The sequence below is a fragment of the Streptomyces sp. NPDC058257 genome, assembly GCF_042881845.1.
Taxonomy (GTDB): Bacteria; Actinomycetota; Actinomycetes; order Streptomycetales; family Streptomycetaceae; genus Streptomyces.
This window is the reverse complement of the sequence record NZ_JBHVXJ010000011.1, coordinates 301,990-321,919: the sequence shown is the minus strand read 5'-3', so window position 1 is coordinate 321,919 and position 19,930 is coordinate 301,990. Positions and strand designations below refer to the sequence as shown.

The 19,930-nt window shown below is 70.8% G+C and carries 11 protein-coding genes; 3 read left to right on the top strand and 8 right to left on the bottom strand.

Annotated features, from left to right (window positions below):
* Positions 1-67 precede the first annotated feature (67 nt).
* Complete coding sequence (locus ACFVXC_RS26270; protein WP_389909362.1) at positions 68-2,281, bottom strand: alpha-1,4-glucan--maltose-1-phosphate maltosyltransferase; 2,214 nt, start codon at positions 2,279-2,281, stop codon at positions 68-70.
* 323 nt (positions 2,282-2,604) lie between these two features.
* A complete protein-coding gene (locus ACFVXC_RS26265) occupies positions 2,605-3,819 on the bottom strand; it encodes a S8 family peptidase (protein WP_389909358.1) in 1,215 nt (404 codons plus the stop codon).
* A gap of 296 nt (positions 3,820-4,115) precedes the next feature.
* Between ACFVXC_RS26265 and ACFVXC_RS26260 the strand changes: the two genes are divergently transcribed.
* Positions 4,116-4,565, top strand: a complete 450-nt coding sequence (locus tag ACFVXC_RS26260; protein ID WP_389909355.1) for a nuclear transport factor 2 family protein — start codon at positions 4,116-4,118, stop codon at positions 4,563-4,565.
* A gap of 174 nt (positions 4,566-4,739) precedes the next feature.
* Positions 4,740-7,370 carry an alpha-glucan family phosphorylase gene (gene glgP / locus ACFVXC_RS26255; protein ID WP_389909353.1) on the top strand — a complete coding sequence of 877 codons (2,631 nt, stop codon included), beginning with the start codon at positions 4,740-4,742 and terminating at the stop codon, positions 7,368-7,370.
* 82 nt (positions 7,371-7,452) lie between these two features.
* Here glgP and ACFVXC_RS26250 read toward each other — a convergent pair whose 3' ends face one another.
* The 3 genes from ACFVXC_RS26250 to ACFVXC_RS26240 form a co-directional block, all read right to left on the bottom strand.
* The gene (locus tag ACFVXC_RS26250) at positions 7,453-9,087 is read right to left on the bottom strand and encodes a M4 family metallopeptidase (protein WP_389909351.1); all 1,635 of its coding nucleotides are present in this window, start codon (positions 9,085-9,087) and stop codon (positions 7,453-7,455) included.
* Positions 9,088-9,435: 348 nt separating this feature from the next.
* Positions 9,436-11,490 carry a M4 family metallopeptidase gene (locus tag ACFVXC_RS26245; RefSeq protein ID WP_389909349.1) on the bottom strand — a complete coding sequence of 685 codons (2,055 nt, stop codon included), beginning with the start codon at positions 11,488-11,490 and terminating at the stop codon, positions 9,436-9,438.
* Between the two features lie 392 nt (positions 11,491-11,882).
* A complete protein-coding gene (locus ACFVXC_RS26240) occupies positions 11,883-12,269 on the bottom strand; it encodes a Dabb family protein (protein ID WP_389909347.1) in 387 nt (128 codons plus the stop codon).
* A 110-nt stretch (positions 12,270-12,379) separates the two neighbouring features.
* On the opposite strand from ACFVXC_RS26240, the gene ACFVXC_RS26235 reads away from it, so the two are divergent.
* Positions 12,380-13,075 (top strand): TetR/AcrR family transcriptional regulator, encoded by a 696-nt coding sequence (locus ACFVXC_RS26235; RefSeq protein ID WP_389909430.1) that lies wholly within the window; start codon positions 12,380-12,382, stop codon positions 13,073-13,075.
* Positions 13,076-13,105: 30 nt separating this feature from the next.
* On the opposite strand, the gene ACFVXC_RS26230 is transcribed toward ACFVXC_RS26235, so the two are convergent.
* The 3 genes from ACFVXC_RS26230 to ACFVXC_RS26220 all read right to left on the bottom strand — a co-directional run bounded on the left by ACFVXC_RS26230 (position 13,106) and on the right by ACFVXC_RS26220 (position 19,841).
* On the bottom strand, positions 13,106-15,880 hold the full coding sequence (locus ACFVXC_RS26230; protein WP_389909344.1) for a BTAD domain-containing putative transcriptional regulator: 2,775 nt from the start codon (positions 15,878-15,880) through the stop codon (positions 13,106-13,108).
* 101 nt (positions 15,881-15,981) lie between these two features.
* Positions 15,982-17,826, bottom strand: a complete 1,845-nt coding sequence (locus tag ACFVXC_RS26225; protein WP_389909429.1) for an ABC transporter ATP-binding protein — start codon at positions 17,824-17,826, stop codon at positions 15,982-15,984.
* Between the two features lie 50 nt (positions 17,827-17,876).
* The gene (locus tag ACFVXC_RS26220) at positions 17,877-19,841 is read right to left on the bottom strand and encodes an ABC transporter ATP-binding protein (RefSeq protein ID WP_389909341.1); all 1,965 of its coding nucleotides are present in this window, start codon (positions 19,839-19,841) and stop codon (positions 17,877-17,879) included.
* Positions 19,842-19,930: the final 89 nt, after the last annotated feature.

Below are 19,930 nucleotides of genomic sequence, written 5' to 3'. Positions count from 1 at the left end.
AACCATTCGGGGTCGCGGTCCTTGGCGGGGGTGTCCTCGAAGGTGTCCTGGACGGGCTCATTGATGATCATGATGTGGGTGACCCTCCGATCAACGGTGAGGACGGTCGCAGGACGCGGAAGACGTGCGCGGGCACGCGGCCCGGTTCGAGGCGTACGTAGTTGGTCCTGCCCCAGTGGTAGGTCTCGCCGGTGAGCTCGTCGCGCACCGGGACCGACTCGTGCCAGTCGAGGCCGAGGCGCGGCATGTCCAGCGAAACCGTGGCCTCCTGGGTGTGATGGGCGTCGAGGTTCACGACCACCAGGACCGTGTTCGGCCCTTCCGCGTCGGATGCCATATCGGAGGCCGAGTCGCAGGCCGTGCCGGGGGCCCTGTCATGAGCCGTCTTCGAGTACGCGATCACTGCTTCCTGGTCCGTGGTGTGGAAGTGCAGGTCACGCAGTTGCCGCAGCGCGGGGTTGGCGCGCCGCACGTGGTTCAGCCTGGTGATGAGGGGCGCGATGCCGGCGCCGGAGCGCTCGGCCGACTCCCAGTCGCGCGGCCTCAGTTGGTACTTCTCCGAGTTCAGATACTCCTCGCTGCCGGCCCGTACCGGGGTGTTCTCGCAGAGTTCGTATCCGCTGTAGACGCCCCAGGTCGGCGAGAGGGTCGCGGCGAGCACCGCCCGGGCCTCGAAGGCGGGACGTCCGCCGTTCTGGAGGTAGGCGTGCAGGATGTCCGGGGTGTTGACGAAGAAGTTGGGCCGCAGATAGTGGGCGGTCTCGCCCGCCAACTCCGTTAGATAGTCCGTCAGTTCACTTTTGTCGTTGCGCCAGGTGAAGTACGTGTAGGACTGCTGGAATCCGATCGCGGCCAGGGTGCGCATCATCGCCGGGCGGGTGAAGGCCTCGGCCAGGAAGATGACGTCAGGGTCGGTGCGGTTGATGTCGTCGAGGACTTCCTGCCAGAAGGCGACGGGTTTGGTGTGCGGGTTGTCGACGCGGAAGATGCGTACGCCGTGGTCCATCCAGAACCGCAGCAGGCGCACGGTCTCGGCGATCAGGCCGGGCAGGTCGCGGTCGAAGGCCAGGGGGTAGATGTCCTGGTACTTCTTCGGGGGGTTCTCCGCGTAGGCGATGGTGCCGTCGGCGCGGTGCGCGAACCACTCGGGGTGTTTGTGCACCCAGGGGTGGTCGGGGGAGCACTGCAGGGCGAAGTCGAGGGCGACTTCGAGGTGCAGGTCGGTGGCGCGGCGGACGAAGGCGTCGAAGTCGTCCAGGGTGCCCAGGTCGGGGTGGATCGTGTCGTGGCCGCCCTGGGGGGAGCCGATGGCCCAGGGGACGCCGACGTCGTGCGGGCCGGGGGAGAGGGAGTTGTTGGGGCCCTTGCGGTAGGTGGTGCCGATGGGGTGGACGGGCGGGAGGTAGACGACGTCGAAGCCCATCGCGGCGATGGCCGGAAGCCGCTGTGAAGCGGTGCGAAACGTTCCCGACCGCGGGGGCTCGCCCTCGACTGTGACGGCACCCTCCGAGCGCGGAAAGAACTCGTACCAGGACCCGAACAGCGCCCGCTGCCGCTCCACGAGCAGCGGAAGCCGCTGCGACTCCGTGACAAGTTCGCGCAGCGGACGCTCGGCGAGAACCGCGTCCACCTCGGGGGTGAGGGCGGCGGCCAGACGGGCGGCGAGGGGGCGTTTCGTGTCCCGCAGGGCCTTGGCGGCGGCGCGGAGGGTGGCACCGCGGTCCTTGCACGCCGGGGCGTCGGCGGCGGCGCTCTCGTACAGCAGGGCACCTTCCTCCAGGACGAGTTCGGTGTCGATGCCCGCCGGTATCTTGATGTTCGCGTGGCGCCGCCACTGGGTGACGGGATCGCCCCACGCCTCGACGCAGAACGTCCAGTTCCCCTCCGCCTGCGGAGTGACCTCCGCGCCCCACCGGTCTGTGCCGGGGGCAAGCTCGCGCATCGGCGTCCACGGCCCGGGGCGCCCCCGGGGGTCGCGCAGGACGACATTGGCGGCGACCGCCTCGTGTCCTTCGCGGAAGACGGTGGCGGTGACCTGGAAGGTCTCGCCCACCACGGCCTTCGCGGGCCTCAGCCCACCGTGGACGAGGGGCGCGACGTCGAGGACGGGTATGCGGCCGGTGAGGGGACCCGGCCGCCCGGGTCGCGGGGACGGGGTCTGCGCATCCTGCGGGTCGTGCGCTTCCTGCGGGCGTCGCGTGTCCTGCTGTGGTGCCGGAGTTTCGGGCACCTTGTTAGTGGACTTTCCCGAAGGCCTGGCCGTCGGGCGAGTTGAGGGCATGACCGCTCCTGTCCGCGTTACATGAGTGGGGCGGATACGGGGGTGTGGAGTGGTTCTGCGACAGCGTGCCGCGCTTGCTGGCGTACCGAGCCGTGACTGACCGTACTCAGCCGTGTGCGTTCCGGGGGAGCCTTCCCACCAACTTCTGGTGGGCAATCCAGCACTTTTTTACCTACTGGTGCGTAAGGCCTCATACGAGACCGGTCCCCTATCGAGGGTGCGTCGGGTCGGCGCCGGAGGCAAGGCCACGGCCGCGCACGCAGAACCGGCCCCGCCGTATGCGGCGGGGCCGGTTCCGTGCAGCGTCGTGGATGTGCCGTGTCCTACGGGTTGTTGACCTGCAACAACTTGTTCGGCGAGCCGAGACCGGCGCCGGTCACCTTGCCCGTGGCCGCCTGCCCGGTCAGCGCCTCGCCCACCGCGGCCGGTGCGGCCGATGGGTGCTCGGCGAGGTAGAGCGCCGCCGCGCCCGCCGCGTGCGGCGAGGCCATCGACGTCCCCGAGATGGTGTTCTTGGCGGTGTCGTTCGTCTTCCACGCGGACGTGATGCCGACGCCCGGCGCGAACACGTCGACCCCGGGGCCCCAGTTGGAGAAGCTCGCCTTGGCGTCCTTGTTGTCGGTGGCGCCGACCGTGACCGCTTCCTTCACGCGGGCCGGTGAGAACAGCAGCGCGGGAAGTCCGTCGTTCCCCGCCGCGACCGTGTAAGTGACCCCGGACGCGATCGAGTTGCGTACGGCGGCGTCCAACTGGACGTTGGCCGTGCCGCCGAGACTCAGGTTGGCGACGGCGGGCTTCCTGGCGTGCTTCGTCACCCAGTCGATGCCGGCGATGACCTGGGCGGTCGTCCCCGACCCCGCGTCGTCGAGCACCCGGACACCCACGACGTCGGCCTTCTTCGCGACGCCGTAGCTCTTGCCCGCCACGGTCGCGGAGACGTGCGTGCCGTGGCCGTTGCCGTCCTGAGCGGTGGCGTCGTTGTCGATGAAGTCCCAGCCGCTGCTCGCCCGGCCGCCGAACTCCTTGTGCGTGCTGCGTACGCCGGTGTCGATGACGTACGCGGTCACGCCCCGCCCGGCCGACCGGGGGCCGGTGTAGGACTTGTCGAGCGGCAGATCGGCCTGGTCGATCCGGTCGAGCCCCCAGGAGGGCGGACCCTTGCGGGTGTCGTCCAGGGACACCGTGCTGTCCTGGACGACGGAGGCGACCTTGGAGTCCCCCGCGAGCTTCTTGGCCTGGTCCGAACTGAGCTTCACCGCATAGCCGTTGATCGCTGTGCTGTAGGTGTGGCGTATCCGCGCCCCGTACTTCGCGGCGAGGCCCTTGCCCGCGTCCGACGGGGCCGAGGTCTCGCCCTTGAGCGTGACGATGTAACTCCCGCTGATGGAACCGGGTTCCCCGGCGCCGACTATCTTCCCCAGCGGGGCATCGGCGGGAGCGGCGTGCGCGGGCATCGTGATGGCCGAAAGCATCGTGGCCGTGGTGGCGGCCGTAACAGCCCCGGCCCACCGCAGACGCTTCGTGCGCGACAGAGTCATACGCTGGTTTCCCTCCCCAACATTACATGCGGCCCGTGGAGTTGGACCGATCCGTACCGGATTCCCCGTATCCTCCACGCGCGCCACTTGGCAGCCTCTCGTGTGGCGTGAGGGCCTACAAGACCACACGGCGTGGGGGAATCGGCCATATCGCCGGTGGGGGTGCTGTGAGGGTTGCGCCGATTTTCGGACGGATTCAGGATGCCTTCGCCGGTTGCGGGACCGCGCGGTGACCGTCGCACGTCGACGTCCGTTTCCCGCCGGTCGGACGCCGCCGGATCCGGCACCCTTTCGGCATGAGACCCCAGCACGCGGCGAGCGCGCCGGATTCGACGACCGTCCTCCTCACCGGCATGTACGAGGCGGAGTCCCGCTACCTGGCCGCGGGCGGCCCCGGCGGGGCCTCGTTCGACCTGCTCGCCCCCTATTTCGCACCCGACGTCGTACTGCGCCAGGCGGAGACACTCCCGTACGGCGGCAGCTGGCACGGCCACGACGGAATGACGCGCTTCTTCCTCGCCATGAGCGAGACGTGGGAGACCTTCGAGATCGGGGAGCAGGAGTTCCTGGCCACGGGCGAGACGGCGGTCGTCCACACCCAGGTTCGCGCGCGGGCCCGCGCGACGGGGCGTGAACTCGCCTTCCCGGTGCTCCAGACGATCACGGTGCGGGGCGGGCGGATCGCGGAGGTGCGGCCGTTCTACTGGGACACGGCGGCGATCGTGGCGGCGACGACCCGGCCCTGAGGCCCGTGCGCCCTGTGCGCCGTGGTGACAGGGGCGGCGCACCGCTACGGTCGTTGCGACACATCGACGCGCGACATGTGAGGCGTCGGCACGCGATATACAGAACGTCGATACGCGACCTACGTACGCCCCCGTCATACGCCCCGTCAGACACCCTGTCAGAGGTGCACAGTGATGAAGGCCATCCGTCGATTCACCGTACGACCCGCTCTTCCCGAACCTCTCGCTCCACTCTCCGAACTGGCGCGCAACCTGCGCTGGTCCTGGCACACCGGGACCCGTGAACTGTTCGAGGCCGTCGACCCCGAGCACTGGGCCGCCGCGGGTGGCGACCCGGTGCGGCTGCTCGGCAGTGTGCCGCCCGCGCGGCTCGCCAAGATCGCCGGGGACGGGGCCTTCCTGCGCCGCCTGGCCGAGGCCTCGGACGGCCTTCGGGAGTACGTCACCGGGGACCGCTGGTATCAGGAGCAGTCCGCCGGGCGCGCCGCCGAACTGCCGCGCGCCGTCGCCTACTTCTCGCCGGAGTTCGGCATCACCGACGCCCTTCCCCAGTACTCGGGCGGGCTCGGCATCCTCGCTGGCGACCACCTGAAGGCGGCGAGCGACCTCGGGCTCCCGCTCATCGGGGTCGGTCTTCTCTACCGGCACGGCTACTTCCACCAGTCGCTCTCCCGCGACGGCTGGCAGCAGGAGACCTACCCCGTGCTCGACCCGAACGAGCTGCCGCTCTCCCTCCTGCGCGAGGCGGACGGCACCCCGAGCCTGGTGGCGATCGCGCTGCCCGGCGGACGTGAGCTGCGCGCGCACGTCTGGCAGGCCAGTGTCGGGCGCGTGCCGCTCCTGATGCTCGACTCGGACGTCGAGGAGAACGACCCCGGCGCCCGCGAGGTGACCGACCGGCTCTACGGAGGCGGCAGCGAGCACCGGCTGCTCCAGGAGATGCTGCTCGGCATCGGCGGAGTGCGCGCCATACGGACGTACTGCCGACTGAGCGGACACCCCGAGCCCGAGGTCTTCCACACGAACGAGGGCCACGCGGGCTTCCTCGGCCTGGAGCGGATCCATGAACTGGCCGGGCAGGGCGTGCAGTTCGATGCCGCGCTCGAAGCTGTCAGGGCCGGGACCGTATTCACCACGCACACCCCCGTCCCCGCCGGAATCGACCGCTTCGACCGTGAGCTGGTCGCCCGGCACTTCGGCCCGCACGCCGAACTGCCCCGCATCGACGTCGAACACATACTGCGGCTCGGCATGGAGACGTATCCCGGCGGAGAGCCCAACCTCTTCAACATGGCGGTGATGGGCCTGCGCCTGGGGCGCTGCGCCAACGGCGTCTCCACCCTGCACGGCAAGGTGAGCCGCGAGATGTTCGCGGGCCTGTGGCCGGGATTCGACGCCGAAGAGGTGCCGATCGCCTCCGTCACGAACGGCGTGCACGCCCCGACCTGGGTCGCCCCCGAGGTGTTCCGCCTCGGCGCACGCCAGATCGGCGCGCAGCGGACCGAGGACGCGCTGTCGGTGGGCGGCTCGGAGCGCTGGGACGCGGTCGCCGAGATCCAGGACGCGGACATCTGGGAGCTGCGGCGCGAGCTGCGGGGCCAGCTGGTGACGGAGGTCAGGCAGCGGCTGTACGCGTCATGGCGTCAACGTGGCGCCGCCAGTGCCGAGTTGGGGTGGATCGACGACGTACTTGACCCGGACGTCCTGACGATCGGCTTCGCGCGCCGCGTGCCCTCGTACAAACGCCTGACGCTCATGCTCCGGGACAAGGACCGGCTCATGGAGCTGCTCACCCATCCGGTGCGGCCGATCCAGATCGTCGTCGCGGGCAAGTCGCATCCGGCGGACGACGGGGGCAAGCGGCTCATCCAGGAGCTGGTGCGCTTCACGGACGATCCGCGGGTGCGGCACCGGATCGTGTTCCTGCCGGACTACGGCATGGCGATGGCGCAGAAGCTCTACCCCGGCTGCGACGTGTGGCTGAACAATCCACTGCGCCCCCTTGAGGCGTGCGGGACGAGCGGGATGAAGGCAGCGCTGAACGGCTGCCTCAACCTGTCGGTCCTGGACGGCTGGTGGGACGAGTGGTTCGAGCCGGACTTCGGGTGGGCGATCCCCACGGCGGACGGGGCGGCGACGGACGACGACCGGCGGGACGACCTGGAGGCCGCGGCGCTGTACGACCTCCTGGAGCGCAGGATCACGCCCCGGTTCTACGAGGAGGGTCCGGGAGGCCTCCCCGACCGGTGGATCGAGATGGTGCGCCGGACCCTGACCCGGCTCGGGCCGAAGGTGCTCGCGGGGCGGATGGTGCGCGACTACGTGGAGCAGCTTTACGTGCCCGCCGCGCGGGCGCACCGCACCCTGGACGCGGATGCCGCCGAGGACCTCGCCTCCTGGAAGGCGCGGGTCCGCGCGGCCTGGCCGCGTGTCGCCGTCGACCACGTCGAGGCGTCGGCGACGGGCGCCACCGCCGAACTGGGCGCCACGCTCTCGCTGCGGGTCCGCGTGCGTCTTGGCGAGCTGACCCCGGACGACGTGGAGGTCCAGACGATCGCGGGCCGCGTCGACCCCGAGGACGTCATCGCCGACGCCAGTCCGCTGCCGCTGAAGCCCGTGGGCGGGCCCGACGCGGAGGGCCGTCGGCTCTACGAGGGGCCGCTGGCCCTGGACCGTACGGGCCCCTTCGGCTACACGGTCCGCATCCTGCCGTCGCACCGGCTGCTCGCGAGCGGGGCCGAGCTGGGGCTTGTGGCCGTGCCGTCGGAAGGGGCGGGGGAGGCCGCGGGGGTGCTGCTGCGGTAGGGCGGCTCCGGGCTGCCACGCCCGAACGCCGGGCAGGCCGAGGGATCTCAGCCTGTCCGGCGCCGGAGGACGAACGGGGTAACTACTTGACGTTGACGCCGGTCCAGGCCGCGGCCACGCCCTTGGCCTCGGCGGAGTCCGCGCCGTACAGGTCCGTCGCCGCCTTCAAGGTGCCCTCACGGGCCGCCTTGTAGTCGGTCGTCGTGGTGAAGTACGTCGTCAGGGCCTTGAACCAGATCTTCTCGGCCTTGTCGCGTCCGATGCCCTCGACCTTGGAGTCGTCGGCGGTCGGGGAGTCGTACTTGACGCCGTTGATCTCCTTCGCGCCGCTGCCCTCGGACAGCAGGTAGAAGAAGTGGTTGGCGATGCCGGACGAGTAGTGGACGTCGGTGTTGCCCGCGTCCGCGCTCCAGTTGTCCAGGGACTGGCCGTCCTTGGAGGGCTTGTCCATGTAGCGCAGCGGCGATCCGTCGCCGTTGATGTCGATCTCTTCGCCGATGAGGTAGTCGCCGACGTCTTCCTTGTTCTTGGCGTTGAACTCGACGGAGGTGCCGAAGATGTCGGAGGTGGCCTCGTTCAGGCCGCCCGACTCGCCGCTGTACTCCAGGTTGGCGGTGGCCGAGGTGACGCCGTGCGACATCTCGTGGCCCGCGACGTCGATCGACGTGAGGGGCTTCTTGTCGCCCTCGCCGTCGCCGTACGTCATGCAGAAGCAGCTGTCGTCCCAGAAGGCGTTGACGTAGGCGTTGCCGTAGTGGACGCGCGATGTGGCGCCCTTGCCGTCGCCCTTGATGCCCTCGCGGCCGTGCACGTCCTTGTAGTAGTCCCAGGTCAGCTGGGCACCGTAGGCGGCGTCGACGGCGGCGGTCTGGGCGTCGTCCGCCTTGCCGTTGCCCCACGTGTCGTCGTCGTCCGTGACGAGCTTGCCCTCGCCGCTCTCGCTGTGGTCCAGGTTGAACGTCGAGTGCCCGCCGCGCGAGTCGTCGGTCAGGTCGAAGCCGCTTGAGCCCTTCTTGGAGCCGATCTCGACGTCGCCGCTGTACTGGCTGTGGCCCGCGCCGTTCTCGATGGCCTGGTACTGGAAGAGCTTCTTGCCCGTGGCCGCGTCGGTGATGACGTGCAGCCTGCTGGGCGTGCCGTCCTTCTGGACGCCGGTGACGACGGTCTCGTGGGCGAGGACCGGCTTGCCGGACGCGGCCCAGACGACCTTGCGCGGAGTCTGCGCGTCGGCCTTCTTGGTGTCACCGCTCTTCGAGGCGGTCGACTCGGCGGACAGCGCGGCCGACTTCGTGGCGACCTTCGCGGAGGTGGTGGCGACCTTGATGGTGGCCTTGGCCGCCTTGGTCACGCTCTTGACCGAGCCGCTCTTGGCGGTGTGGACGACGAGGTCGCCGCCGAGGACGGGCAGGCCGTCGTAGGTGCGCTCGTAGCGGGTGTGCGTGGTGCCGTCACGGTCCTTGACGACGTCGCGTACGACGAGCTTCTCCTTGGCGCCGAGCCCGATCTTCTCGGCGGTGGCGGCCTTGTCCGCGTTCGCGTCCTGCAGCAGGCCGGCGCGGGCGGTGGAGGAGAGCGCGATCTGGGATCCGGCGGGCGCGGCGGCCTGGTCGGGCTGTGCGGAGGCTCCGGTGGCCAGACCACCTGCGAGCAGCGCTCCGGCGGCAACGGCGGTGGCGATGGCCAGCGTTGAGCGCTTCCGGGATATGTGGGGGGTCACGCATGCTCCTTCTGTGGGGGGCCCGGACGGCATGGGGACCGTCCGAGCTGAAAGATGCGGTGCGGTACTGGTGTGACTGTGCGTGGGAAGAGTGTCAGTTGAGCCAGGTTCATGTCAGGACCCTGACGGCAGGTTGGCCAGAAATCGTCCGTTGAGCGACGGCTCATGTACGCAATGCGAACGGCGTGTTAAGCGGTCGGCGGCTCAACCGCAGGTCAAGGGCGGTTCAATGGAATTTAAACGACTTCCCAAAGGCGGCATGCGGCGGCACACATGGGTGCGCCGCCCCGGGGAGTCGATCCACCCGGGGCGGCGCAGTCTGCACGTGCCTTCAAGCCCGCTGAGGGCCTACGGGAACGTCAGCTTCCAGCTGTTGATGCGGCCGGTGTCCTGCGCGGCCACGTCCTGGACCTTCAGCTTCCAGGTGCCGTTGGCCACCTCGGACGAGGCGTCGACCGTGTAGGTCTCGATGACGTTGTCCGCCGAGTCCGAGGAACTCGAGTTCTTCAGGCGGTACGTCGACCCGTCCGGGGCCACCAGGTCGAGGACCAGGTCACCGCGCCAGGTGTGCGTGATGTTGACGCCGACCTTCAGGGCGGCGGGCGCGTTGCCCGTACGTCCCGTGACGTTGACCGACGAGGTGACGGCCGCGGCGTTGTCAGGGATGGCGACGGCGGTGTTGTTCTCGTAGTCCGTGCCACCGCCCCCACCGGGCCGCGTGCCGACGTTGACGGCGGCCCAGGCGTCGGCCACCGCCTTGTACTCGGCGCTCGTGGTGCCGTACAGCTCACCGGCCGCCGCGAGGGTCCCGGTGCGGGCCGCCGCGTAGTTGGTGGTCGTGGTGAACTTCGTCGAAAGCGCCCTGAACCAGATGAGCGACGCCTTGTCACGACCAATTCCGGCCACAGGCAGGCCGTCCGAGGTCGGCGAGTCGTACGAGACGCCGTTGATGACCTTGGCGCCGCTGCCCTCGCTCAGGAGGTAGTAGAAGTGGTTGGCGATGCCGGACGAGTAGTGGACGTCCACGTTGCCGACGCCGGAGTACCACGAGTCCTTGGACGCGCCGTCCTTGCTCGGCTTGTCCATGTAGCGCAGCGGGGTGCCGTTGCTGTTGATGTCGATCTTCTCGCCGACGAGGTAGTCGCCCTTGTCCTGCGCGTTGTTGGCGTTGAACTCGACGGCCGCCGCGAAGATGTCGGACGTCGCCTCGTTCAGGCCGCCGGACTCACCGCTGTACGTCATGTTGCCGGTGGCCGCCGTCACGCCGTGCGTCATCTCGTGGGCCGCCACGTCGATGGACGTCAGCGGCTTGGAGTTGCCCGAGCCGTCGCCGTACGTCATGCAGAAGCAGGCGTCGGACCAGAAGGCGTTGACGTAGTTGTTGCCGTAGTGGACCCGGGAGTACGCGCCGACGCCGTCACCGCGGATGCCGGTGCGGCCGTGCACGTTCTTGTAGTAGTCCCAGGTGAGCTGGGCGCCGTAGGCGGCGTCCGCGCCCGCGGTCTCCGTGTTGGAGGCCTGGCCGTTGCCCCACACGTCGTCCGGGCCCGAGAAGAGCGTGCCGGTGCCGGACGTGCCGCGGTTGAGGTTGTACGTCTTGTGGCTGCCGCGACCGGTGTCGGTCAGGGTGTAGTTCGACCCCGACTGAACGCTGCCCACGGTGACCTGACCGCTGTACTGGGTGTTGCCCGTGCCGTTCTCTATGCCCTGCCACTGGAAGAGCTTCTTGCCGGTGGCCGCGTCCGTGATGACGTGCAGCTCGTTCGGGGTGCCGTCGTGCTGAAGACCGCCGACCACCGTCTCGTACGCGAGCGTCGGCTCGCCCTTGGCCATCCAGACGACCTCGCGGGGCGCCTTGGCCGCGTCGGTCTTCTTCGACCCCGCGGCCTTCGCCGCGCCGAGCGCCTGCTTCTCGGCGGTGGCCGCCTTCACGTCGGCACTGGTGTCGACGCCCTTGAGCTGCGCCTTCGATGCTTTGGTGACGCCCTCGGTCTTGCCGGACTTCGCCTCGTCGACCACCAGGTCGCCGCCGAGGACGGGCAGGCCGCCGTAGGTGCGCTCGTAGCGGGTGTGGAGCGTGCCGTCGGCGTCCTTGATGACGTCACGTACGACGAGCTTCTCCTTGGAGCCGAGCCCCAGGTCCTTGGCCGTGTCCGCCTTGGTGGCGTTCGCGTCCTTGAGGAGCGCGGCACGCTGGGCGGGGCTGAGCTTCACGGGCAGGGAGCCGGGGTCGGCCTTGCCTATTTTGCCGGCGGCCGAGGTCTTGGCCGGTGATATCGCGGGGCCGTCGGCCGATGCCGGGCCCGTCTGGAACGCCACCGCGACAAGAGCGGCGACGGCGGTGAGGGCGCCGGCGGTGGCGGCGCGTCTGTGGGAGGCAGGTCTGTGAGAGGTGCTTCTCAACACGGACTCCTTCTGCGTGGCCGCGGGATAAACGGCCAGGGGGACCGGGCGGCGCGGTCGTGCCGTCCGGGCAGAACAAGGCAGAACGTGGAGCTGGGAAAGCGAACACTGGAGCACGGTGGGGCTCGGTGCAGCAGGGTGTTGCACGGTGGAGCGTGGTGGAGCTGGGAATCGAGGGGAACAGTGGCACCGGTGCGCTCTGTTTGTCAGGGGTGCGTCAAGAGTTGGCCGGAAATGGTCCGCTGCCCGGTGGGCCAAGTTCGATATACGGAGGGGTCGCTCAAGGTGAAGGGCTCCCTGTTGTTCGATGGGGCCCTTCACCGGACACCTGGAGCGGTGTGGCTGATTCCGCACCCCAACTAGGCGCTATTGGCGCTGAGTTGGAAAGAAATTCAGCTGGGGATCGAGTCGAGCAGCTGGCCCCACTCCGGATACTTGGCGACCTTCCTCTCGTGCAGGGCCGTCACCTTCGAGCCCATCTCCGGGTCCAGGTCGTCGGAGAGCCTGTGGGCCGAAAGCCGCCCGAGCCGCGGAATGATCACGAAGTCCCCGGCGATGTGCACGGGGTCGTGCATGTACCGCTCCAGCGCGTCCAGGTCCTCGACCCCCACGCAGTACGTGTGGGTGAAACCGTCGTCCGGCAGACGGAGATCCTGGCCGACCGTCCCGTACGAGGCCGACTCGACCGTCGATGTGCGGCGCATCGCGGCGAGGGCCTCGGCCTTCTCCTCCTCGGTCGTGCCGTCCTTGAAGCTGAAGTGCAAGATGTTGACGATCATGTGCATCCTCCTTGTCGCAGGGGGGAGTTGAGATCCGAACTGAACCAGCTGGTTCAATCTACTGGTCTCATTGGTAAAGGTGAAGTGAGTACAGTGCACAGGTGGCAGCACTGAGAGGACCGACGGGGCGTACGACGGCGCCGCGGGCGGCACGGGGACGTATCGACAAGCGGCAGGCGATCCTGGACGCCGCCTTCACCGTCTTCGCCCGCCGGGGCTACGCACAGGCCTGCGTGAAGGAGATCGCCGAGGAGGCGGGCGTCGCCAAGCCGACCGTCTACAACCATCTCGCCGACAAGGAGCACCTCTTCCGGGAGGCGATGGAGGCCGCGGCGGATCTGGTGCGGGCGGAGAACCTCGCCGCCGTCGAGCGGCTGCGCGACCCCGGGGGCGATCTGCGCGCGGCCCTGGAGGACGTGGCGTACCGAATGCTCCGGGTGTGCTGCGCGGAGCGCGCGATGGCGCTGCGCAGGCTCACATATGCCCAGGTCACCGGATTCCCCGACCTGATCGAAGTCGTCCAGGGGCGTACGTCGAACGGGCTCTGCGACGCGCTCGCCGACCGCGTCGCGCGGCTCTCGCTCGCCGGACACCTGCGCCCGTGCGAACCCACCCTCGCGGCCGAACAGTTCCTGGCCCTGCTCACCGGCCCGATGGAGAGGCGCTCCGGGCTCGGCACGCGGAAGGTTCCGGCCGCGGAGGTGCGGGCGGTGGCGGTGGCGGCGACGGACACATTTCTGCGGGCCTACGGGGCACAAGGGTGGGGAGAGGCGCAAGAGTTGGGAGGGGCGCAAGGGCGCGGCTGAGGGCCGGGGGGTGCTCCGCGCACGGGGCCCTCACGTTCGGTTCGCGAGCCGCACCATCGCTGTGTCGTACCGTGCCCGCAGCCCCACGCCCGCCGAGACCCGCAGCAGTGCGCCGATGGCTCGTACCACTCCCTCGTCGTAGCCGGATGCCTCCGCCTCGCTCGCCGCGCCCTCCAGTCGGCGGATTCCCTCGGGCTCGTCGCCCATGGCGATGAGGGCCTCGCCGCCCGTGGTGAGCAGCAGGACGCGGGACGCCGCCGACGCGTCCGGAGAGCTCTCGACGGACAGGGCCGCCATCGACGTGTCCAGGGCCGACTGCCATTGCCCGGCGTCCAGTTGATGACGGGCGAGGTGGTGCAGGGCCAGGCGTTCGGTGGGGTGGTCGCCCAGCGCGCGGGCCAGACGCGCGGCCTGCACGCAGCCCTCCGCCGCCTCCTGCGGGCTGCCGAGCGCGGCCTGGGCGAGCGAGAGATTGATCAGCGCCGTCGCCTGGCCGCGCCGGTCTCCCGCGCGGGCGGCGATGACGGGGGCGGCCTCCAGATGGACGACGGCCTCGCTGGTGCGGCCCTCCTCGGTGAGCACCCACCCGAGCAGGGCGAGGACCCGCGACTCGGCGCGGGCGTCCGCGTCGGCGCGCGCCGCCGCGAGTGCCCTGCGCAGCAACGGAGTCCAGCCGTCCAGAACCCGCCACACCATCTGCGGCCACAGCCCGAGGACGATCCGCCAGGTCCTGCCGTGCAGCCCGGCGGCGTCCGCCGCGGCCGCCGCGCGCATCAGGTCGTCGCGCTCGGCGGCGAACCACGCCATGGCCTCGTCGCGATTGCCGAACTCCCTTATCGCACAGGGATGATGGAAGTCGGCGGGCAGCGTGAAGCACGGCTCGTCGCCGGGTTCTGCCGCGTCGGCGGCGGCAAGGGCGGTGGCCACCTGGTGGTCGAGCACCCGGAGCAGGGCATCGGGACCCGCGTCCAGGTCTCGCGCGTACAGCCGTACGAGATCGTGCAAGGTCCAGCGCCCCGGCGCGGTCCGGGTGGCGAGATGGGCCGCGGTCATCCGGTCGAGGGCGGCCCCGGCCGTGTCCGGGTCCGTGCCCGCGAGGGCCGCCGCCGTGAAGCGGTCGATGTGCGTGCCCGGATGGCGGCCGAGGTGGGCGAAGTGGTGCGCGACGTCCTCGGGCAGCCGCCGCACGGTGAGCCGCAGGGCCGCGCGCACGCCCGTGTCCTCCACGTCGAGCAGGTTCAACCGGCTCGACTCGTCGGCCAGTTCGGCGCTCATGTCCCGCAGCGACCAGTCCGGCTGGTCCGCGAGGCGCGCCGCGGCCACCCGCAGCGCGAGGGGAAGACCGCCGCACAGCTCCACGAGCCGCCGGGCACCCACCGGCTCCGCGAGGACCCGTTCCTTGCCGAGCACCGCGGCGAGCAGGGCCGTGCTGTCGTCCGGCTCCAGTACGTCCACGGGTACGGGACGGGCGGCGTCGGAGGCGATCAGGCCGCGCAGGCGGTACCGGCTCGTGACCACGGTGACGCAGTGGGTGCCTCCCGGGAGCAGCTCCCTGACCTGCTCGGAACCGCGCGCGTTGTCCAGGACGACGAGCAGCCGGCGGTCGGCGGCCAGTGAGCGGTACAGCGCGGACGCCCCGTTCGCCGACTCCGGTATCCGGCGCGGGGCGACCCCGAGGGCGAGCAGGAACTCGCGAAGGACCTCCAGATGCGTCGGCTCTCCCGTGTCGCTGAAGCCGCGCAGGTCGGCGTAGAGCAGGCCGCCGGGGAACGCGGCGCGGTTGCGGTGTGCCCAGTGCACCACGAGCGCCGTCTTGCCCACCCCGGCGGGCCCGGTGACCAGGCACACGGGGGCTTCGCCCGCCGCGGCCCGGGACAGGGCGGTGAGTTCGTCCGCGCGCCCGTGGAAGCCGCGGGGCATGCGGGGCAGCAGGTCGACGGTCGCCGGGGGCGACTTGGTGACTGGCGCGCCCTGAACGGAGGCCGTCCGCACGGGGCTCATCCGTCCGGAGCGCCGCTGCGGCGGTACCGGGGCGGCTGCCTCGGGGCCGGTGTCCTCGCCGTCGCCCTCGCCACGCAGGGCGACCCCGTAGGCGTCCGCCAGTTCACGGCCCGGATCGACCCCGAGTTCGTCGGCGAGGGCCCGCCGCGTGCGGTGGAACCAGTCGAGCGCCTCCGAGCGGCGCCCCGCACGCCGGAGTTCGCGCATGAGCGCGGCGGACAGTGATTCGCGCAGCGGATGGGCCTCGGCCTCCACGCGCAGTACGGCCGCCGCCCGGTTGTGCTCGCCGAGGCGCGCGTACGACCCGGCGAGCATCTCCACGGAGGCGAGCCGGAGCTCTTCCAGGGCGTGCGCGGCGGCCTGGAGGGGCGGGCTCGGATAGGCGGCGCTCAGGGCGGGCCCCTGCCAGAGCGACAGCGCCTCCTGGTACTTCGCCACGGCGTCGGCGGGCGCGCGCAGGCCGCGGGCCAGCGTCACCAACTCCTCGAACCTGTGGGCGTCCAGGAGGCTCTTTGGCATCCGCAGGACGTACGCGGAGCCCTGCGTGACGAGCTCCACTCCGAACATCTCGGCGTCCGCACCGGCGAGCAGGGCCCGCAGCCGCGACACATGGCCCTGGATGACGCCACGGGCGCGCGGCGGAGGCTCGTGATCCCAGAGCGTCGCCGTCAACTGATCCACCGGAACCGGGCGGTTGGGCCTCAGCAGAAGGCCCGCCAGGAGGCTGCGCCGCTTGGCGGGACCGAGCGGCAGTTCACCGGCCTCGGTGGCGACGGAAACCACTCCGAGCAGCCGGAACTCCACTGATGCAACTCCTTCTGGGGCAAAAGTCCAGATTACCGGAGGTGTCCGTGCTGCTGGACCGCGCGGCGGCCTCTCCCGGCGGCGGTCCGTCCCGCTGCGGTCTATCCCACCACGCTGTCCCGCCACGCCCGGTGCAGATCCGCGAACGACCCGCTCCCGGCGGTGAGTTCGTCCGGAGTGCCGTCCTCGACGACGCGCCCGTCCTCCATCACGAGCACCCGGTCGGCGATCTCCACCGTGGAGAGCCGGTGGGCGATCACGACGGCCGTACGGCCGCGAAGCACCGTGTGCATGGCGCGCTGCACCGCCCGCTCGCCGGGGATGTCGAGGGAGCTGGTCGCCTCGTCGAGGATCAGCACCGCCGGGTCGGCGAGCAGCGCCCGCGCGAAGGCGACGAGCTGGCGCTGACCGGCGGAGATGCGGCCGCCGCGCTTGCGTACGTCGGTGTCGTAGCCGTCGGGCAGGGAGGCGATGAAGTCATGCGCGCCGATGGCCTTCGCCGCCTGCTCCACGTCATCGCGGGTGGCGTCCGGGCGGCCGATGGCGATGTTCTCGGCGACGGTCCCGGAGAAGAGGAAGGCCTCCTGGGTCACCATGACGACACCCCGCCGGAGCTCCGCGTTGGCCAGATCCCGCAGATCGACCCCGTCGAGCAGGACCCGGCCGTCCGTCGGGTCGTAGAAGCGGGCGAGCAGCTTGGCGAGCGTCGACTTGCCGGCGCCGGTGGAGCCGACGACGGCGACGGTCTGCCCGGCGGGCAGTGTCAGGTCGAAGCGGGGCAGGATCTCGCCGCCGGTCCGGTAGCCGAACCGCACGCCGTCGAAGTCGACCTCGCGCCCTGGGTGTTCGGAGGCGAGGGCGGGCAGCGGCCGGGCGCGGTCGGGGTGCGGCTCGGGCACCGAGGGGGTCTGGGCCAGCAGCCCCGCGACCTTCTCCAGGGAGGCGGCGGCCGACTGGTAGGAGTTCAGGAACATCCCGAGCCGGTCGATCGGGTCGTACAGGCGCCGCAGGTACAGCACGGCCGCGGCGAGTACGCCGAGCGCGAGGGTGCCGTCGGTGACGCGGTAGGCGCCCCACAGGACGATGCCCGCGACGGCCGTGTTGGCGACGAGCCGGGAGCCGATGACGTAACGGGCCATCTCCAGCATGGCGTCGCCGTTGGCCTGCTCGTGATGGCGGTTGAGCACGCCGAACTCTTCCTCATTGGCGCGCTCGCGCCGGAAGGCGCGGACCGGGCGGATGCCGTTCACCGTCTCGGCGAACTTCACGATGACGGAGGCGATCGCGGTGGACCGCTTCCCGAAGAGGGGGCCCGCGCGGCGCTGATAGCGGCGTACGAGGAGGTAGAGCGGCACGAACGAGGCGACGGCCACGGCGCCGAGGCCCAGGTCGAGCCAGAGCAGCATCGCCGAGATGTAGACGAAGGACAGGATGACGGTGATCAGCTCCTGCAGCCCCTCGCTGAGGAGTTCCCGCAGGGATTCCACGTCCGTGGTGGACCGGGAGATGAGGCGCCCCGAGGTGTACCGCTCGTGGAAGTCCACGCTGAGCGCCTGCGCGTGCCGGAATATCCGCCCGCGCAGATCGAGCAGCACGTCCTGGTTGACGCGGGCGGAGGCCACGATGAACGCGTACTGGAACGCGCCGGACGCGCCCGCGCAGAGCAGATAGCCGATGCCGATGACGACGAGGGGCCCGTGGTCGCCGGCCCGCACGGCGGGCACGCCGCGGTCGATGGCGTACGCGACGAGAAGCGGGCCGCCCTGGACGGCGGCCTGCTGGAGCAGGAGCAGGACGGCGGCGAGGATGACGCGGCCACGGAGGGGAGACAGCAGCGAACGGAGCAGGGCGGTGGTGGCGCCGGGAGGCGCGGGCAGGCTGTCGTTGTCGAAGTCGTCGGCGGGGCGCTCGGTGGGAGCGGGCCGGTCGGCTGCCGCTTGGGACAGGCGTTCGTCCTCATCGGGCCCGGTGGTCCGTGACACCGGCGTCGAAGCGGTCATCGCAGACCCTCCCTCTCCGCGGACACGACGCCCGCCTCCGTCTGTCCGTCGGCGGCCGGCAGGTCCGCCCCCTCTGCCGAGGAAGCGCCCCGCTCCGCGGTCGCGGGGTCTGCTTCCCCTGTCGCGGGGGCGCCCCCCGCCCCCGACATCAGCCACGCGTACTCCGCGTTCCCCCGCAGCAGTTCCTGGTGCGTGCCCACCGCGGTGATGCGGCCCTCGGAGAGGAGGGCGACGCGGTCGGCGAGCAGGACCGTGGAGGGGCGGTGGGCCACCACCAGGGCCGTCGTGTCCCGAAGGACGCGGCGCAGGGCCGCCTCCACGAGGGCCTCCGTGTGGACGTCGAGCGCCGAGAGCGGGTCGTCGAGGACCAGGAAGCGGGGGCTGCCCACCACCGCGCGGGCCAGCGCCAGACGCTGGCGCTGGCCGCCGGAGAGGCTCAGGCCCTGCTCGCCGACCTGGGTGGCCGTGCCCTGCGGCAGCGCGTGGGCGAAGTCCGCCTGGGCGACACCCAGCGCGCGCTCCAACTCCGCATCGCCCGCAGCGCCTTCCGCACCCATCAGTACGTTCTCGCCCACCGTCGCCGAGAAGAGCGTCGGCTCCTCGAAGGCGACGGCCACCAGCGTGCGCAGCCGCTCGCGGTCCATCTCCGCGATGTCCTCGCCGTCCAGCGTGATGCGGCCCCCGCTCACCTCGTGCAGGCGGGGCACCAACGCCGTCAGAGTCGTCTTGCCGCTGCCCGTGGCGCCGACGAGGGCGAGGGTCTCGCCGGGGCGTACATGCAGGTCGATCCGGTCGAGCGCGGCCGGCGCGTCCTCGGGCGCGTCCGGGTAGCGGAACTGCACGCCGTGGAAGCGGAGTCCGGAGCCGCCCGCCGCGGAGCTCCCCGTGGCGACGGGCGCCACCGAAGACTCCGGCTCCGCGTCCATCACCTCGAAGTACCTCTCGGTGGCGGTCGCCGACTCCTGGCTCATCGCGAGCAGGAACCCGATCGACTCCACCGGCCAGCGCAGCGCGAGCGCCGTCGAGAGGAACGCGACCAGCGTGCCCGTGGACAGGTCGCCCTCCGCCACCCGCACCGTCCCGAGGACGAGCGCCGCACCGAGCGCGATCTCCGGCAACATCATGATCACCGCGTAGATCGCCGCGAGCAGCCGCGCCTTGACGAGCTCCGTGCCCCGCAACGTGTGCGAGAGCGCGTGGAACGCGCGCGCCTGACTGCGGTGGCGGCCGAAGCCCTTGATGATGCGGATGCCGAGCACGCTCTCCTCGACGACCGTCGTCAGATCTCCGACCTGGTCCTGCGCGCGCCGCGCGACGGCCATGTACCGGCCCTCGAAGTACGCGCAGGCGATCACCAGCGGCACCAGCGGGGTGAGGAGGACGAGCCCCAGCGTCCAGTCCTGCGCCAGCAGAATGACCATGCCGACCACGATCGTCGTCCCGTTCACGATCAGGAACGTCAGCGGGAAGGCGAGGAACATCCGCAGCAGCATCAGGTCCGTCGTGCCGCGCGAAAGCAGCTGTCCCGAGGCCCAGCGGTCGTGGAAGGCCACCGGAAGCCGCTGCAGATGGCGGTAGAGATCCGCCCGCATCGACGCCTCGACCGAGGCGAGCGGCCGCGCCACCAGCCATCGCCGAAGACCGAAGAGCAGCGCCTCCGCGACACCGAGCAGCAGCAGGAGCAGCGCGCCGAGCCAGACCCCGCCGAGATCCCGGTCCGCCACCGGGCCGTCCACGAGCCACTTCAGTACGAGAGGGAAGACGAGCCCCGTACAGGAGGCGATGATCGCCACGAACGCCGCGCCGAACAGGCGAGTTCGCACGGGACGGACATACGGCCACAGCCGAAGCAGCGTCCGCGCGGCGGACGTCTCCCGGGCGGGTCCCTCGGCCTGGTCCTCGGTCGGGTCCTTGGCCGGGTCCTCGGCCTGGTCCTCGGTCGGTGCATCTGGTTTCGGCATCAGGAGCGAGCCTACGGACGGCCACTGACAGAGCCCACCGAGTTTTGGACCGTCCCCGCTCGTCCGCTGGTCCTACGACCGTGCGCGGC

Coding starts and splice junctions, on each gene's coding strand:
- ACFVXC_RS26265 (WP_389909358.1), bottom strand. CDS start 3,819: ATGACTCTGTCGCGCACGAAGCGTCTGCGGTGGGCCGGGGCTGTTACG.
- ACFVXC_RS26240 (WP_389909347.1), bottom strand. CDS start 12,269: ATGATCGTCAACATCTTGCACTTCAGCTTCAAGGACGGCACGACCGAG.
- ACFVXC_RS26220 (WP_389909341.1), bottom strand. CDS start 19,841: ATGCCGAAACCAGATGCACCGACCGAGGACCAGGCCGAGGACCCGGCC.
- ACFVXC_RS26270 (WP_389909362.1), bottom strand. CDS start 2,281: ATGCCCTCAACTCGCCCGACGGCCAGGCCTTCGGGAAAGTCCACTAAC.
- glgP (WP_389909353.1), top strand. CDS start 4,740: ATGAAGGCCATCCGTCGATTCACCGTACGACCCGCTCTTCCCGAACCT.
- ACFVXC_RS26260 (WP_389909355.1), top strand. CDS start 4,116: ATGAGACCCCAGCACGCGGCGAGCGCGCCGGATTCGACGACCGTCCTC.